The following is a 17,122-nucleotide window of genomic DNA, read 5'->3' as shown; positions in this document are numbered from 1 at the left end:
TCCCGCCCTACTTCACAGAACCTTGCGTAACGCCATTGATAATCCATTTTTGTGCAATCAAATAGACAATAATCATCGGCAGCAAGGCCATTAGATACGAGGCAAAGGCCAAATTAAAGTCGGTATTGAACTGCCCCTGGAACACATACTGAACGAGCGGCAGTGTATACTGCTCCGCATCGCTGATAATAATGAGCGGCAGCAGGAAGTCGTTATAGGTGGACAGACAAGTGAGAATTCCCACCGTAGCACTAATCGGTGCCATCAGCGGGAATATAATGCGCCAAAATGTCCCCCATGTCGTCGCACCATCTACCGTGGCTGCCTCTTCCAATGCCACCGGAATGGAGCGAATATAACCCACATATACGAAGACATTAAACGCCAAACCATACACCGTATGCAGCATAATGAGACCCAACAAATTAGTCATATGAAGGCCCGAGGCCAGTTTTACAATCGGCAGCATGATGATCGGGAACGGTATAAACATGGCGCTCACAAAATAAAAATATAATCCCTTAAAAAATCGTCGCTGCATATTACGGGCAATCGCATAAGCGACCATCGAATTGGTTAGCAAAGTGAGTATGACCGTCGATGTCGTGACCATCACACTGTTTTGAAAAGCGCTGAAGAAGTTGGTCATTTCTACTGCACGACTAAAATTCTCCCAATGCAGCTCGGTCGGAAAGGCAAAGGCGGAATGCGCCATCTGCTCGGGATTTTTAAGTGCGATCGTCACCGTCATATAGAGGGGAAACAGGATAAATATTGTCCCCAACGCTACCAGAAGCAGCACAGGCCAGTTGGTAAGTCTGCTTGTTTTCATCAGTTATCCATCTCCCTTCTCTGGAGGAATCGCAGCTGTAAGATGGAAATGATCGCGATCACAATAAAGTAAATAACAGAGTTAGCCGACTGATAAGCAAATTCTCCGCCTCTAAATCCCCCGGTGTATATCAGGTGGGAAATCGACTGGGTGGCCCGTCCCGGCCCACCATTCGTCAAAGCCACGATCTGATCGAACACCATCAGAGAATTTTTCATCGCCAATACCATATTGATCGTAAAAAACGGTGCAATTAGCGGAAAGGTAATGCTCCAAAATTCGCGCCATTTACCCGCACCGTCCAGGTTGGACGCCTCATACAGACTTGTCGGAATGGTTTGCAGCCCGGCCAGATAGAGAATCGTATTAAAGGCAATTCCCTGCCATACAGCTACGATGACAACTCCTACCCAAGCCAGTTGTTCACTGCCCAAAATGTTCGTCGACAATGAGGTAATACCTAAATTCTGCCCCCAAATCGTAAACACGTTCGAGAACAAGTAATTGAATATGTAACCTACGATCAACACGCTCAAAATATTAGGCAAAAAATAAATACCCCGGAAAAAGTTACGAAACCGTATTTTAGCATTCAGCCCTAGCGCAATCAGCAAACTAAGGATATTAGTCGCAATGGTAACCACAATCGCAAATTTGAAAGTAAACCAGTATGCGTTCCCCACATTGTCGTCCTGAAACAAATTAATATAGTTCTTAAACCCGACAAAGTGATACTGATGACCAAAGCCGTTCCAGTTCGTAAGCGAATAATAAAAGCCCTGCAAGGCAGGCAAGGTCAAAAATATAAAAAACAATAGCACCGCTGGCACCGTCATCCAGTAAAAAGTCGTTAGTCGCTTATTCATGTCTCCTCCTCCTCTCCTATCGGCGGTTAGCTACCTTATCCCATTCACGGTCGAGCTTGGCCAGATAAGCGTCGATGTCTCTGTTTTGCAGGAAGGCCTGCACAATAGAATTCAATTGGACCGCTTTGGGAATATAGTGATCGGCAAAATCAACGACTCGGCCCGATTTAAAATACGGCAACAGCTCCGCCACACTCGGATCATCCTGCGTAACTCCCTTCACCGCCGAAAACAGCGTTTGCTCTGTAATGTACTGCTTGCTATTCTCCGGCTTCAATAAGAAGGCAATGAACTCCTCGGCTTCCTTTTTATGCGGAGTGCTCTCCGATACGGCTAATAGTGTATCTATACCGGACACCAGCTTGACCGCCTTTTCGTCATTCCCTGTCGGTAATGGGAAAAACCCAAGCTCCACTTTCGGGTTGGCTTTGCGAATTTCAGATATGGCCCACGAGCCCTGAATGTACATCAATCCCTGCCCGTTAGCGAAAGCACGATTACCGTCGGCATAGTTTTTGCCAAAATTATCACCATGTCCGTATTTCAGTAGCTCCAGCTGCTTTTCCGCAACCTCGCGGTACTTGTCCTGAAAAGTGACCTGATTTTCACGCCGTTGCAGGAAAAAATCAATGCCCACCAGATTCGGGCCCAGCGCATTAAAGGGGAGGTTTGTTTGCCAATCATCTTTATATGTAAAATAGAAAGGAATTTTGCCAGCAGCCTTGATCTTTTGCGCCGTTGCAATCAGCTCATCCCACGTTTTGGGCACCTGTAATCCCATTTCCTTAAAAAGCGTTTTGTTATACATCACACCATTCGCATTCGCAGCATAAGGAATTCCATACACGGGATCGACCCCGGTTACATCCTTAAGCATTTTGAGGTAAATCGGATCAATCGTACGTGGCAATTCTGTATTCGCCAGATCCGTAAAAATACCGCTTTGTGCCAAAATGGAGTAGGTGTCGGTGGCCCCAAGCCCTACAATGTCAGGTACATCGTTTTTGACAACCCGGGTCAATAACACGGTCTCTGCCTCTGGCGGGTTGACCTGCGTCACTTCAATACCGGGATGTTCCTGATTGAATTGAGAGATTAGCTTATCAAAAGAACCCTTGGCCTCCGGCTTGTTTTGAAAGAATTCAATTTTCACCTTACCTGAATCATCGCCCTTGTTGCATGCGCTTACAATGATCGCTAGTAGCAGAATCGCCGCTAGTGTAGACAGCTTTTTGACCCCATTCCACATGCTCATACCTCCTTTTCCCCTATGTCAATCTATGCGGGACTAGACAATTAATACCCGTCCCTTATGGAAAAGAAACGATACACCGTGTTTGGCGGTTATATAGTAAAAGGGTACTCATCTTCGCTGTTGTTTTTCTGTTTTGTTCAGGTATTGGGTTATTGAATGGGAGTACAACAATACTGCCTTGGGATTCCATGTAAGTGGAACCAACTTGAAGGATGCTAATGAAAATACCTTGAGTCTCAGGAGGAATTAGTATGTTAAAAAAGATCCAACCGGCCTTCAAACGGTCGATTGGATCTTTTCTTACTTTTATTATGTTCAGGTTAGGGAATAACATGACATATCTTAGCGAATTAGAAGAGCAGCGTCCCAATCCGGATTTTCATTTCCTATCAATGAAGCCAACACCAAGGCAACTCCAGCACTTCCATTCAGAAAGCCAGCCTCATCTACTTCTGCTAGCCTCCCATCCAATAGGCTATGATCATAAAAGCCAAACGCCGAATTAGTATCGAACATATCCAGCACTTCTTCTAGTAGCCTGTCTCGCATCATACCTAACTGCTCATGGCCCGTATCTGAATACATACGCTGGATCAGATGCAACAATCCCCCAATACCATGACACAATGTCGCAGAAGATAGTCCTCCTTTACGATAGAGCCTTTTTTCTATATCCAAGTATGCACGTAGTCCCGTTTCGATCCAATCTTTATTTTGAAGAGCTTGTCCCGCCAGCCAGATCGAACGTGCAATGCCTGGTACGCCATAACACCAGGAATCACGATAATACTGCGTGCTTTCAGGCTGCAGACGGTTATCCACCCATTCCTCAAGGGAAACACGCCCAGGCCAAATCACGCCCTCAGTATCCTGAACACGCCAATGATGTATAAATTGTGACAGTCTGTTGATATCGCCCACTAAAGGGAGGGAGTCGGCTCCATTAAGAGCAGACAGGCTCAGAAAAGCTAATGGACCCGCGATACCATGCGAAAGTCCTAAATTAAAATTTCCCTGCGGATATTGTTTCTTTTCATTCTCTTGAAATTGATTCTCCGTGGTAATATACCATCCAGGTACAGGATGTCCATTCCAAGTACGGTCGCTGCACATTATCTGAAACAATTCAATCGTCTGGTTCCATATGGTATGCATAGTCGGGCGGTCAGAAAATAACATGGCGATGCGTCCGATCCCTGTAAAGCCTGATATGGCGTCATACTGGCTCATTTGTAATTGTCCTCTTCCCCATTCCTCCCGACATAGGGCCAAGCTATGTAAAGCAGCCTCTTCGAACCAGGAGGCAAGGGAATCAAGCATTCCTTGATAACGTGTGCCCTTCCTGGATAAAGAGTAAATAGCCAGCAAAATACCTGATAATCCACTATACAGGGATAAGTCATGGACACCCTTTTGCTCCACGATCATACGAATTCGCTCTAAATATTGGTGTCCTACAATATCCCAACCATCCTCAGGGTATAGTCGATCCAACTGACCCATTAACAAACAGATGCCCGTGAACCCACTTCCCAAACTTCCATCTGACCAACGGTCCATCTTCATCCCATCAGCCTCTATCGGGGGCGTTTTTTTCATATACATACGCACTTGATCGGGGTCTTTGTAACGATTGGAAATCTCTTGTAAGATTACAGTTACTTTATCCTTCATATCCAAATTAATGGGTATCCATTTATCACAAATATATGAAGTCGTCGTCATCCTAGCACCCTCCCTCCGCTTTCAATTAAGGAAGCTTCTTCATCGAATGAGCTGGCCTGAATGTTGTACATCTCTGCGTATAGCCCATTGAGTAACATCAGCTCCTTATGTGTTCCCTGCTCCACAATTAAACCATTGTCCATTACCACAATTTTATGTGCCAGACGTGCTGATGAAATCCGATGAGTAATAAAAATACCAATGCTATCCTTCATCAACTCCAAAAATAATACCAACAAATCCTGTTCTGCCACAGGATCCAAGAAGGAACTTGGCTCATCCAAAATATACACATCTGCTTTACGCAGGAAAGCCCGTGCGATTGCTATTCGCTGCCATTGGCCTCCTGAGAGTTGGTAGCCATCCTCAAACCATTTACCAAGCTGTGTGTCCAAACCTTGTGGAAGTTTGGCTATAATCTGGTCTATAGCTGCGCACTGGGCTGCATGGATGAGCTCCTCATCCTGCTTCATAAGCCCTAATGATCCAAACCCAATGTTATGACGTGCTGACATTTCATAATGCATGAAATCTTGAAACACGACTCCAATTTTGTCTTGAACCTGCTGCAGATCATAATCCTGAACGGGACGGTCGTTAATTTTAATGACGCCACTATAATCAGAATAAAGCTGCATCAGGATCTTCATAAGCGTCGATTTTCCTGATCCATTTTTCCCTACAATGGCTATCGTTTGTCCTTTAGTCATTGTTAAATGCATGTCCTGAATAGAAGCCTTCGATTGACCCGGGTACGTAAAGGAAACCCCTTCAATTGAAATTTGTTCAATGCAAAATCCGGTGCTGCTCTTTGGGTGATCCAGAAGTGCCTGTTCCTTTTGACGCCGAATGGGGTCCGATGTAGGCAACTGTAGAAATACAAATAACTGCTCCATATACAAATTATTTTGTGAAAATTGAACAATACCTTGGATTAGTGCCTGCATTTGACTTTGGGTTAGCATAATCGCTTGAATATAACCATATAAGTTCCCTATTAATATTTTTTTCACAAAGGTTTCCTGGATTGCCATCCATACTATCCATAACAGAACAGAAAGTTCAAGCAAACTGTACAGGAAAGTAATTCTAACTCTTTTGCCCAATATACGCCTGTCTTCTACAAAAAATCTTTGCAGTAAATTCTCATATCTTTTTAGTAAATAAGGACCCAAATTAAAAATCTTCACTTCTTTGACCGCACGATCATTTGTAAGCAAATAGGTCATATACCATGACTGTCGATATAACGGGGTACGATTCATATAGATTTCAAACTGTTCTTTGTTTAACTTAAAAATCGAGTAAACCGACACCAGTGAAATCACAAATAGAATAACCACAACCCACCATTTCCATAAGAAAAGTAAAACTGCCGAAGACAGCATGGTAACTAGACTAGATAAAATACCGGCCATTTGTGTATATAATTGGTAAGGTCGATAGGAAGCTTCTTGGGAAGCCCGCTTTAGCTGGTCGTTGATTTGAGAATTTTCATAATCCGCCAGTCCCAAGTAGCCTGATTTTTCTCCAATCATGATATTTAATGACTTGGACAGCACAGATTCAAGGACGCCCTCTACATAACTCTGACTCATCGTAACTAGACTTTTTAAAACGTGAATAAATATAAAGAGACCAAATTGTAGCATAATTATAGAGATATCATGAGGACTAGAAGAAACAATACTATTAAGTAAATTTTGCATGATAACCAAAGTAAGTACGGGCATCACACCTTGAATGATATGCAAAAAAATGCTAGAAAGCATATAGACCTTATTCATGTTAAATACTAAGGCAAAAAGCTTAAGCCCTTGACGTACAGACTTCCATATGGAAGAAGTCCTCCGATCTGTACTTTTTTGTACGCTACTCATTAGCGATTCCCCCGATATTGAACCAGGCTGTTCATAGCATGTCTGGCCATGATCATTATTTTGCGCTCCCGATCCCTGTCAATTCCAATTAATCGGTTCAAATGCATATGGATCACACTGTATATAATATCCTCTCTTGTATTGGTAGCCCCCCCCTCCCGTTCCTGTTCATGGAGTATATAATTATATTGCTCTACTGCTTCTTTTCTTGCATAAAAAATATTTTCTATGGATTCGCGACTGGATGCAGTCGAAGCTGTCATTTCCTGATCCGATCCCATCCATTGTAAAAAGAACTTCCGTTCCCTGCGAAAGTCTTTCAAATAGTCTTTGAGGTCAAATTGACGATTTAAGAATTGAAACGCACTTTCCTCATAGTAACCAAACTGGTAGAGAAGATTGATCACACTTAAAATAGCTATAACGTCCTTCTGTAAAGAAGCCTGGTTGAATCTAATGAGACGTACCAATTTGGCTGTCACTTCACTGTCACAAGAAAACATTCGTTCTGCCCACATCATGAGCTTCTTTCCACCGTAACGCTCTACTTCTGGCTCATAGGTATCGATTACAACTCTGGATATCATGCCTTCATTTAAAAGCATCTCTGTCCATTGATGAAACACGGGAAGAAACAAGTTTCCCTCCTGAAACTCCGGTAGCTTAAACCGGACACGAATATGTTTATCTGGATCAGCGTATCGGATAAAGTACCCCTGAAGGATGTTACCGTCCTCTTGATGCTTCCGCACAAATTCATCCCAATAACCACCAATAAACTCATCTTGGCGACTGTTCATACCATATAATTTGGCATAGAACCAAGGACCACCAGGAAGATAAGTACAGGTTGCCTCTGAGGAAAGGCGACTTGTATCCTCATGCCTTCTATCTAGTGTGGCAGCAACTTCCTCCTCAAAATGGTTCGTTGCTACAGCCTGTTTACGTATAAATGGAAATACAAATTCAGCCGCCAAGCGTCCACTGTTACGAGAGACTGGCGTTTCACCGACTTCACCTATGTGTTCGATTAAAGTAACTTTTCCTTTGGATTGAAGATCTCTACAAACCTGTTCAACATGCAATGGATGATTCATATCCAACAGGATTCGATTATCTAATTCAATCATATATACATAACGTGGCAGATTCCATTCTTTTTGGAATTTATACACTGAATTTTCCAAATCAATCATATTCTTGGATGGGCTAGTTGCCGCATCCCATGTCATTCTCCATGTAGCCGGATTGAGAATGACATGCTTATATCTTAGACGTGGGGTAAAAGGAGCATGGGTGGCGAATCCCCACTCCATAGATGACCAATGGCGATAACCATCCTCACTGACCTCCAAAAGAAAACGATGTATGTTAGGAGTCAATTCAGCATTGAGCATATGTCCAGCCCTAGCAATGACCTCACGATTGCGACTTATCGACTTCAAATAAAAATGATCATTACGTACCCCAACAGCAAGGTCTGAAACATGTATCTGTTGTTCCTTTGGCAGGGTATGATTGGTTCCTATTGCGATTTCATAGGGGCGAGTCTGCTTCGTTAATACTACGTTTGCCGATCTTCCCGAACTGGGTAAATACGATATTTCGGCTAACAGCTTTTCAGGCTGTAACCGTTGCTCTTCCGATTGAATGCTGGAGAACATATCAGTAAAAGGCTCGTCAAACAAATCCAGAAATCTCCCGAACGTCTTTCCCGCCCCGTCTGACCCCTGATTAGGTGCCAGAAGTAAAGTATACTCGCCACGATCTACAGCCTGCTGATCAGGGGCGACCAACTGAAAAAACAATTCCATAGAAGGTGCTGCCAACCATTTGCCTGATTTCTGCCCTTTTAACATTTCGTCTATCATGGCATCTGTAAGTACCACTTCATGTTTTCCTTCATGGATGCAAGATACGAACCATTGAAATAAAAGCTTCTCCTGATGTGATCTCGACTGGGACGGTGACATGTTTTGAAGCCGTGTTCGGTTACTCAATGGATGTTTGTAGCCTGCCGGAGCACCCATCCCTGTATCCTCATCAAGAAGCTCCAGCAAAGGAACCTCCCGATATGGACCATACTTTTCCAAAAATTCCATACAAAATTCATCCAAAGGTCTATTCTCTCGCGACGAAAGCTTAGTTAGTAATTCGGCAACACATTCAACATCCTTACGGATACATTGGGGAAGAACAACTCCTCGATCCTCCAGGGAAAGGTCGATTTGCAAGCTTGATTTTGCACTGAACATTTTGCCCATCTTTCGTCTTAAATGCTCCAACGAATCTTCCCCTTGGCCTATAGGGAGACGATTATATTTATTAATATTATCCGCGATGTTATTAAAATTCTCTTTTAACTCATCAATACCCGTTACTAATTTCAAGACGGATCGTATATGATCCAGAGGTTCGGTAGTAGTGGTAGGAGGAATAAGCTCAGATATCAAAAACTCTTGCTCAAATAGCTGCCATACATAACGGTCAATTGTCTCGATATCAGCTCTTTCAAATGTCTTATGTAGATGGTTGACCAGTTCCTGATAAGGTATGAGGGTCGAACTTGCTTCCATCACACAATCAAATACCTGAGTCGCACGAACGGACACACTCTGATCTTCTCCACCGACTATACTGCCGCATCTTGTCGTGTAGGGAACTTTAGCCCGGTTACCCTGACGATAAATTAATGTATTACGCTGAACCCGCAGCTGGCGGACAACCTCCTTACTGCTTGTGACCATTTCAACGGCTTTCATTAGCCATTCCATGTCCGGTCTTGCACGCTTTCGATACATATCTGGCTCTTGTAAAATGAGCTGAGACTGCTCTCCAAATTGTCCGTAAGTGACTCCAGATAACAATCCGAACGGCGTAGGCCGTGTAGCCATTCTAGTGATATAACGCATAAAGGATTTGATAACTTGTTCCTGTTTGCGCGGATTGTCCTGATCGCTGATATGTACTAAAGATTCAAGCAGAGTAGGGCTGGAGGCAGCTAACGCTTCACGAATAAATGGATTACGAGATAATTCCGTAAGACGATTTATTGCAACTTGTCTGATTCCTTCAGTCTCTCCGACATTGGTTAGAAAGCATTTTCCGAACTCTTCCATAGGTAGCACAGGAGTACGAAGCATAAAAAAATCCAAGGTTTTATAAAGATGCTCTTCCATTCCCATTAAACCTCCGTTCTAAGCCAAACGTTTAAATTGTTTTCTTTTGCCAACGAACAAAGCTAATAGTCGAACAAATCAATATAATCACGATTAGACACATCCAAAATCTGGTAGATCCATCTACTCTTAAAGCAAGCATAATTTGCTGGAAAGGATCTATTAACATCACAAGTGGCTTGTAAAATGGGTAGATAAACATAGATATAAATAAAATAGAAATAAACGAGAATAAAGGTCTGGATATGAACAAACACACTGCACTACTTAGCATGAGCTTTGCCAGGCAAACCAACGTTAATACCAAATAAAACACAAGTGTATATGACATAGCATCTAATGAGGTGGAAGCCTCTGCTGAGCCGTATTTAAAAAAGGTTAAGCTGCGGGGAAAAATAGTCCAACCAGCCAGTATGCCTATGAGCAAGGCTGTACCCGTAAAAACGATCGTCGTGACCGATAATGCGAACAGTTTTCCAAGCCAAAATTGAAAGCGACGGTATGGACGCAGTACATATAAACGATACGCCCCGGAGTGAATATCCCCGCTTAACTGATCCACATACAAAATAGGCAACAATGCCAGGATCAGAAATAGGGAAATTTCACTCATCATAAGCCACGGCAAGTTCAGATTATTAACAGTGGCAATCCCTTCGCCAAAGCGGAATTTCATTGTTCCACTAATTTTAAGACTGACAATATTCGCAATAACCATCAATAGAAAAATTGTATATAATAAAAGAGTAGATCTTCGATTCCATATTCGTTCCATTTCACTTCGCCAAATTCCTAGCATAAGAAAAATCCTCCTAATACAAATAATCATCCTTGGTAAAACGACGATATGCTCCCCATGTAAAAAGGATTAGATATAAAATAACAACGGTGGCAATCGCCCCATTTGCAGACAGGTTTCCGGATAAGGATGTCTTCAATCCTCTATACTGCATATAAGGAATAAATAAAAAGACTATAAGATCATGTATGTAGGGAATATGAGAAAATAGAGATGCTAATTTAAGATATAAGCCATCGAACAGCAAGGAGAACAGATTATAGGTCGTACAAATACCAATTGCATGGGTTACACTCTTGCTACACATGGCAATATAGGAATACAGACAGCCAATAGCCATAAGTGAGACAAAAGCCTTTGCATAATATTGAAATACATACATTATAAGCTCTCCATATTGCCTTGTTTCGCCTTCAGAATAGGGAAATCGCCATACTCCGACACCCCAAAGAGACAGACCCAATATAAGTAAGAGTAATAGAACAGAAACCTGTAAAACCAATAGCTTGCTCCAGAAAATCTGTCCCCGAGTAAAACGCCGCATGAAGATTAGACGCAACTGTCCACCCCGAAATTGCTCCGTATATAGAGTCGCTACTAATGCAGCTACAGCAATATTGCATATTAAAAACAAATTTTCTTGCAGGCCTATAATGACAAAGACTTTGGACAACACTTCTACCGAAGTCTTGAGATACAAAAAATAGCTGGCTGTGGAATAAGCGAGTACAGGGGTACATAAAATCAGAAGCCAGAACCATTTTCTGCTATACAATCTCTCGAACTCACTGTAAATGAGTGTCTTCATAATCCCATTAGCTCCATAAAAGCATCCTCTAGCCGTTGACCTTCCTCAACCAATTGATCTGCGGGTCCCTTCCAAACTAGCGTTCCTTCTTTAATCACAATTAATTCGTCACACATTTGCTGCAACTCATCCAGCAGATGGCTGGAGATAAAAAATGCATAATTTTCTGAATTTCGCAAACGAAGGATAATATCTCTCAACTCCCTCATTCCCATAGGATCGAGACCATTGGAAGGCTCATCGAGCAGCAGTAGCTCCGGGTTACCCAGCATAGATTGGGCAATGCCCAAGCGTTGCTTCATGCCCAAAGAATAAGTTTTCACCCTGTCGTCTCCACGCAAATCCAGGCCTACTCTTTCTAACAATTCCTCTATATGCTTTTCCCGATCGGAAGATTTAATATTCGGATGCAACCGAGACAAATTACGCAGCACCTGTTTACCCGTCATATAATCAAAAAAGACCGGGGACTCAATGATAGCGCCTACTTTGGAGAGCGCCTTTTCCCGATCCGCCTGTACGTCATATGAAGCTATTCTTACAGAGCCACTGGTTGAATGCATTAACCCCGTCATGATCCGCATCATTGTTGTTTTCCCGGCTCCATTCGGTCCAATGAAACCATATATTTTCCCCTTTTCAAGCTCGAAGGAAATGTCACTTAATAAAGCCCGTTTCCCCATTTTTTTGGATACTTTTTCAACTTTCAATAAGACATCCGACATTACACTTTCCCTCCATTACTAAATCCAAATATAAGGATGCCTCTGATATTCACAACCAGGAAACCAAAGGTTTTCTCAAAGAAGAAGAAGGGACTTCAAGGTCCCTCCTCCTTTGCTAAATTAAATAGTTATCCAATATAAAGGTTTTGCAAGTTGCAAAACAACTAAAATTTATTAACAAAGTGTTCCTAAATTACTGAAGCAAGGTGAACATGTCTCAACACAAGTTTGGGATGTATTACCGCCACCACAGCCGATAGAGCAATTCCAAATACTCCAAATTTTAGGCTCTACAGAACCTTGAGATTTGTTTACTTGAACGTCCAGATCAAATAAGTTTTCAGCCATTGCATTCCCCCCTTTCATTTAGATATACCATCAGCCTTCAGCGAGGTTCATGTTTACCCCGCCAAAGCCTTCCTTCTCGCAATAGAAGAGAAGGATTTTATATGAACAACACCCCGACCAGATCGTCACCTACTCGAAATATTGCCATATATCACGTAGACAACCGTATGTATGATCTTTGTTGATAACAAACACTTCATCTAACAATGATTTATATCTTCCTTACAAATAAAAGAATATCACATGTTGCAAAATGTAAATCTATTACTTTATATGTAAACATACATAACAAAAAATCATTAATACCAATTTATTTTAATATATGGTTATTCTATTTCCACTCTCTCATTCTCTTTACCATACAAAAAAGGGGACTGATCCCATAACGTGAGACACATCAAGACACCTTCAAGAGAATCAAGCCATGTCGTAAGATATGGAGATAACCTTGGAGGTGTTTTTACGTTGGCAACGAGAGTGAGTTATCCCTTAGAAATAAAGATGAAAGCGATTGAAATGAGATTGGCAAGAGTTCCGGTAAGAGGGGTTATGAAGCAACTGGGAATACGGAATAAGACACAGCTAGAAACATGGATGAGGTGGTATCGAAAAGGCGAAGTGCATCGTCTGGAGCAGCCTGTAGGTAAACAATACAGCTACAGAAAAGGTCCGGAACACTCTTCGGAGCTTGAAAAAGTAAAGGAGAATCGGTTCCTGAAGCAGCAATTGGACCTGCTAAAAAAGTACAAGGAACTGGAAAGGAGGTGGAACCAGAAGTCGCCGTGGCCTGGATCGAATCCATTCGAGACGAAGTGACGGTGTCTGAGGCTTGTACATGGCTCGGGATCGCAAGAGCGACCTACTACCGCTGGAAAGCAACTATGGAGACAAAGCGCACAGATGCTACGGTGGAGAAAATCCGGGAGCTTTGCATCCATCATAAGTTTCGGTATGGTTACCGGAAAATCACCGCACTCCTTCGGGCAGAGCAAAGAATGAATCACAAACGAGTTCAGCGGATGATGCAGCGTGAGGGGCTACAGTGCCGCGTGAGAATGAAGAAACGAAAGGTCACTGGGCAGCCTGCAGCCTGCTTATCCAGCAGAAAATCTGCTGAAGCGGCAATTCCTTGCAGAGGCGCCCCTGCAAAAGCTCGTTACGGACATCACCTATTTACCGTTTGGCGGAAAGATGTTCTACTTCTCTAGCATTCATGCCCGCTTGTAGGATGCATCAACCCTATCATCATGCGCATCAACGTCGTTTTCCCTACTCCATTTGGACCAATAAAACCATATATCTTTCCTTTGTCAAGCTGAAAGGAAGAATCGTGAGTTACTTGACGCTTCCCAATCACTTTAGTGATTTGCTGAACCTCCATAACAACATTAGGCATTCTTTTTCTCCTTCCAAATCTATCATAATTGAGGGGAAGGATGGGACTAAAAAGACCCCTTCCTTCCATTTTTCACTCTAATTCGATTAGGATTCGAGTTCAAATTCCATGGTTACACTGTTCAACACAATGCTCCAATATTAGAAAAACATTTTACACCTGCTGTTTCAGCACAAGTGTTGGCTGTTCCGCCGCACATTCCGGTGCATTGCCACGCCAAACTTGTTACTTGAGGTTCTACTGAACCTTTAGACTTGTTAATTTGTACATCCAAATCAAAAATATTGTTTTCCATTTTTCCCAAACTCCTCTCGATATTCATCTTTAATAATAAATACAATAATTTTGTGTAATCTAGGAAGCTAATTTATATGAAAGATATCTCAACAGATCGTCACCTATTGAAGCATCCCATATGACATTTTCTTTATATGGTTAGACACTTTATTCAGGCATTATGCCGAAAAAAATCCTGCAAATGACTAATCAAAACTCCTTGTATCGAGTAAAAAGAAATATATATACTAATACATAATTATATATAGTTAAATTATGTATTATTTAAAACCTATTTGGTAACTAATTTTTTATGAATTCAAGATTGGAAGATATACTTCAATATTCAAGATGCATAAAAGGCCTTGATCCAACTTTGATGCGTGTCCTAAAAGTACACGAAAACGACTTTGGGAGTAAGATATAGCGAAGTCCGCTTTACAACCTGGCAACAAGCAAGTCTAGTAAGGGATTATAAATACCTATTGTAGATGGATCCTTTCTTGATGGACGAAATCATTTCATACCGAGTACTCGCTCGGTCGCGGTCTTGAAGCTCAAATGAGCCTTAAATTTCATTCACTTGAACGTCCAGATCAAATAAGTTTTAGAACCACACCCTGACCAGATCGTTATTCAAGTAATTTCCATATATGACAATACGGAAAATCTTATGTATGATCTTAGTTGACATTATAAAAATTTATCTAACAGTGATTATTTCCTTCTTACAAATAAAACAATATCACATGTTTCAAAATGTAAATCTATTACTTTATATGTAAACATACATAACAAAAAATAATTAACACCAATTTATTTTAATGTATGGTTATTCCGTTCCCACGCTCTCATTAGTCTTTACCATATAAAAATAGCCCCTCAGCAGCGCTACCTCAGGGCTATCCCTTTATAAAATATACGTTGCCTATCTTCAGCAACCAGCCTGTCACCTACTCCAGCTCAACCCACTCGCCGAGCAACATGTCCAGCTCGGCTTGCAGCTGCTCACGCGCGTCCCACAGCTCCGCCATGTGGATCGTGTCGCCGCTTGTGCCGAGCATCTCCAGCTCGGCATCTGTCGCCGCCAATTCTGCTTCTTTGGCGGCAATCGCTCGCTCCAAGCGCTCGCTGGACACAGCGGGCGGGCGTGATGGCTTCGCGGCCTTCGCTTCGCGTGCCCCAGACCCGGCAGCGGACGCCCCCAAGCGACCTGCCGACTCGGTGCGAGCACGACCCTTATCGGCTCCCGAGGTCGCTCCCGTACGCGCAGCCGCCCCTGGGCCCCTGCTCGCTGCACCAGAATGCGCAGCCGTGCCCGAGCCGCCACCGGATGCGACTCTACTTGCAGATGCCAAGCGTACCCCGGCATCCCCCTCACTTAGCAAGCGGGCGTTTTCCAGCTCCCGCTTCTTCGCTCGGTACTCATCAAAGCTGCCTAGATAAAAGGTCAGCTTTCCATCCTCCAGCTCCCACACGCGCCCAGCCAGCTTATTCACAAAATAGCGGTCATGTGAAATCGCCAGCACCGTTCCCGTGTAGGTGTCCAACGCTTCCTCCAGCGCCTCGCGTGAGTCAATATCCAGGTGGTTCGTCGGCTCATCCAGCACCAACAAATTTGGCTTTTTCATGACCAGCAACGCCAGCCGCAAGCGGGACCATTCGCCACCGGACAGCATGCTCACGGGCTTAAACACATCGGCACCGTAAAATAAATACTTCGCTAGCAATCCGCGTGCCTCGCCTTCTTCCACCCCTGCTTCTTCCTTGAAGTAAGCAAGCACAGTCGCCCGGCTATTCCGTTCTCTCTCTTGCTGCGCCAAATATCCGTACTCTACGCGCGTGCCCCATTGGACCGTGCCTGCATCTACGCTTTCCTGACCAAGCAACAGCTTGAGCAGCGTCGTTTTACCTGCGCCGTTATCGCCCAACAAGGCTACCTTTTCACCGAATTCCAGGCTGCCCGTTGCCCCGCTTAATATCTGACGCTCTCCATAAGCTTTAACAATATCTTCAAACTGTAGCACTCGGCGACCGGAACGATCCTCCAGTTTTAAGTGAAATTCTGCCCCCTGCGGGTCCAGTACAGGCCGCTTCACCAGCTCCATACGCTCCAGTGCTTTACGAATGGATGCTGCTTTTTTGAAAAACTTTTCGTTATCACCGTTGCGACCCCACTCTTCAAAACGCCGAATGGCCTCTTTCATCTTTTTGATTCGCTTTTGCTGTTCCTTATAATCTTCAAATTGCAGTAGCAATCGTTCTTCCTTTTCCTTAACGTAGCCGCTGTAGTTCGTATAATACGTAAACGCCTCGCCATCCTCAAGCTCAATCATTTTAACGGCAACCCGATCCAGAAAATAACGATCATGAGATACAACCACACACGCGCCTGTGTAGCCCTGCAAAAATTGCTCCAGCCATTCCAGCCCTTTCAAATCCAGATGGTTGGTCGGCTCATCCAGCAGCAGCAAATCCGGTCGTCCGATGAGCTGTGATGCCAGCGCTATTTTTGTTTTCTCTCCGCCAGACAGCGAGCCGAAGCTGCGCGTATACATTCCTTTGGGAATACGCAGACCATCCGCTACCTGATCAATATTTGCATCCATTTCATAGCCGCCGTTGCGCTCAAACCGTTCCTGTAGGGAAGCATACGATTGCAGCAGCTTCTCCAGAAGACCCGTATCCGCTACCGCAATCGGATCTGACATTTCCCGTTCCAGTGTGCTCATCTGATTGCGGCAATCCTTCAGCTCACGATAGGCGTAAGCCAGCGTTTCGTACACGGTGAAGCTCTCAAACTCCGCCGGAATTTGCGGTAAATAGCCGATTTTCGTATCCTTGGCGATGACGAGCTGCCCTTCATCCGGGCGGGACAAGCGTGCGATTAGGCGTAATAGGGTGGTTTTACCGCTTCCGTTGCGGCCGATGAGTCCCACCTTTTCTCCCGTATGGATATCAAACGATGCACCATCCAAAATCAGATTGGCAGCGTGGTATTTTTTCAATTGTTGACCGTTAACTATATACATG

At 43.5% G+C, this 17,122-nt stretch carries 15 protein-coding genes; 2 read left to right on the top strand and 13 right to left on the bottom strand.

Translation table 11 applies throughout. The features are described from left to right. Positions 1 to 7: 7 nt before the first annotated feature. The 10 genes from G9G53_RS05240 to G9G53_RS26235 all read right to left on the bottom strand — a co-directional run bounded on the left by G9G53_RS05240 (position 8) and on the right by G9G53_RS26235 (position 12,417). Complete coding sequence (locus G9G53_RS05240) at positions 8 to 832, bottom strand: carbohydrate ABC transporter permease (RefSeq protein WP_165145880.1); 825 nt, start codon at positions 830 to 832, stop codon at positions 8 to 10. Next, complete coding sequence (locus G9G53_RS05235; protein WP_165145877.1) at positions 832 to 1,698, bottom strand: carbohydrate ABC transporter permease; 867 nt, start codon at positions 1,696 to 1,698, stop codon at positions 832 to 834. The genes G9G53_RS05240 and G9G53_RS05235 overlap by 1 nt, the downstream gene beginning before the upstream one ends. Before the next feature lie 16 nt (positions 1,699 to 1,714). Next, positions 1,715 to 2,947, bottom strand: coding sequence for an ABC transporter substrate-binding protein (locus G9G53_RS05230; protein WP_165146388.1), 1,233 nt, complete (start codon positions 2,945 to 2,947; stop codon positions 1,715 to 1,717). Between the two features lie 348 nt (positions 2,948 to 3,295). Next, positions 3,296 to 4,678: a lanthionine synthetase C family protein gene (locus G9G53_RS05225; RefSeq protein ID WP_039271784.1), complete on the bottom strand. Its 1,383-nt coding sequence runs from the start codon at positions 4,676 to 4,678 to the stop codon at positions 3,296 to 3,298. Next, a complete protein-coding gene (locus tag G9G53_RS05220; RefSeq protein WP_165145874.1) occupies positions 4,675 to 6,276 on the bottom strand; it encodes an ABC transporter ATP-binding protein in 1,602 nt (533 codons plus the stop codon). Before G9G53_RS05220 ends, G9G53_RS05225 begins: the two co-directional genes overlap by 4 nt. Positions 6,277 to 6,557: 281 nt before the next feature. After that, positions 6,558 to 9,737 carry a lantibiotic dehydratase gene (locus G9G53_RS05215; protein ID WP_165145871.1) on the bottom strand — a complete coding sequence of 1,060 codons (3,180 nt, stop codon included), beginning with the start codon at positions 9,735 to 9,737 and terminating at the stop codon, positions 6,558 to 6,560. Positions 9,738 to 9,768: 31 nt separating this feature from the next. Continuing rightward, on the bottom strand, positions 9,769 to 10,536 hold the full coding sequence (locus G9G53_RS05210) for an ABC transporter permease (RefSeq protein ID WP_165145868.1): 768 nt from the start codon (positions 10,534 to 10,536) through the stop codon (positions 9,769 to 9,771). A gap of 13 nt (positions 10,537 to 10,549) precedes the next feature. Next, the gene (locus G9G53_RS05205) at positions 10,550 to 11,344 is read right to left on the bottom strand and encodes an ABC transporter permease (RefSeq protein WP_029518679.1); all 795 of its coding nucleotides are present in this window, start codon (positions 11,342 to 11,344) and stop codon (positions 10,550 to 10,552) included. Continuing rightward, positions 11,341 to 12,069, bottom strand: coding sequence for an ABC transporter ATP-binding protein (locus G9G53_RS05200; protein ID WP_029518680.1), 729 nt, complete (start codon positions 12,067 to 12,069; stop codon positions 11,341 to 11,343). Before G9G53_RS05200 ends, G9G53_RS05205 begins: the two co-directional genes overlap by 4 nt. A 174-nt stretch (positions 12,070 to 12,243) precedes the next feature. Continuing rightward, positions 12,244 to 12,417: an FDLD family class I lanthipeptide gene (locus G9G53_RS26235; RefSeq protein ID WP_194362209.1), complete on the bottom strand. Its 174-nt coding sequence runs from the start codon at positions 12,415 to 12,417 to the stop codon at positions 12,244 to 12,246. A gap of 465 nt (positions 12,418 to 12,882) precedes the next feature. Between G9G53_RS26235 and G9G53_RS05190 the strand changes: the two genes are divergently transcribed. Both G9G53_RS05190 and G9G53_RS05185 read left to right on the top strand, forming a co-directional pair. Then, positions 12,883 to 13,233: a hypothetical protein gene (locus tag G9G53_RS05190; RefSeq protein WP_165145865.1), complete on the top strand. Its 351-nt coding sequence runs from the start codon at positions 12,883 to 12,885 to the stop codon at positions 13,231 to 13,233. After that, on the top strand, positions 13,182 to 13,625 hold the full coding sequence (locus tag G9G53_RS05185; RefSeq protein WP_165145846.1) for an IS3 family transposase: 444 nt from the start codon (positions 13,182 to 13,184) through the stop codon (positions 13,623 to 13,625). Before G9G53_RS05190 ends, G9G53_RS05185 begins: the two co-directional genes overlap by 52 nt. Here the strand turns inward: G9G53_RS05185 and G9G53_RS05180 are convergent. From G9G53_RS05180 to abc-f, 3 genes are all read right to left on the bottom strand, one after another. Beyond that, the gene (locus G9G53_RS05180; protein ID WP_165145843.1) at positions 13,622 to 13,813 is read right to left on the bottom strand and encodes an ATP-binding cassette domain-containing protein; all 192 of its coding nucleotides are present in this window, start codon (positions 13,811 to 13,813) and stop codon (positions 13,622 to 13,624) included. The two genes, G9G53_RS05185 and G9G53_RS05180, sit on opposite strands and share 4 nt — an antisense overlap. Before the next feature lie 121 nt (positions 13,814 to 13,934). Then, positions 13,935 to 14,108 (bottom strand): FDLD family class I lanthipeptide, encoded by a 174-nt coding sequence (locus tag G9G53_RS05175; RefSeq protein WP_155271705.1) that lies wholly within the window; start codon positions 14,106 to 14,108, stop codon positions 13,935 to 13,937. Positions 14,109 to 15,042: 934 nt separating this feature from the next. Next, positions 15,043 to 17,121, bottom strand: coding sequence for a ribosomal protection-like ABC-F family protein (gene abc-f / locus G9G53_RS05170; protein WP_165145824.1), 2,079 nt, complete (start codon positions 17,119 to 17,121; stop codon positions 15,043 to 15,045). Position 17,122 lies beyond the last annotated feature (1 nt).

Origin of the sequence: Paenibacillus sp. EKM206P (assembly GCF_011066155.1) — a bacterium.
GTDB lineage: Bacteria > Bacillota > Bacilli > Paenibacillales > Paenibacillaceae > Paenibacillus > Paenibacillus polymyxa_D.
Note: the sequence above shows the minus strand (reverse complement) of the source record. Positions and strands in the feature narration are given on the sequence as shown.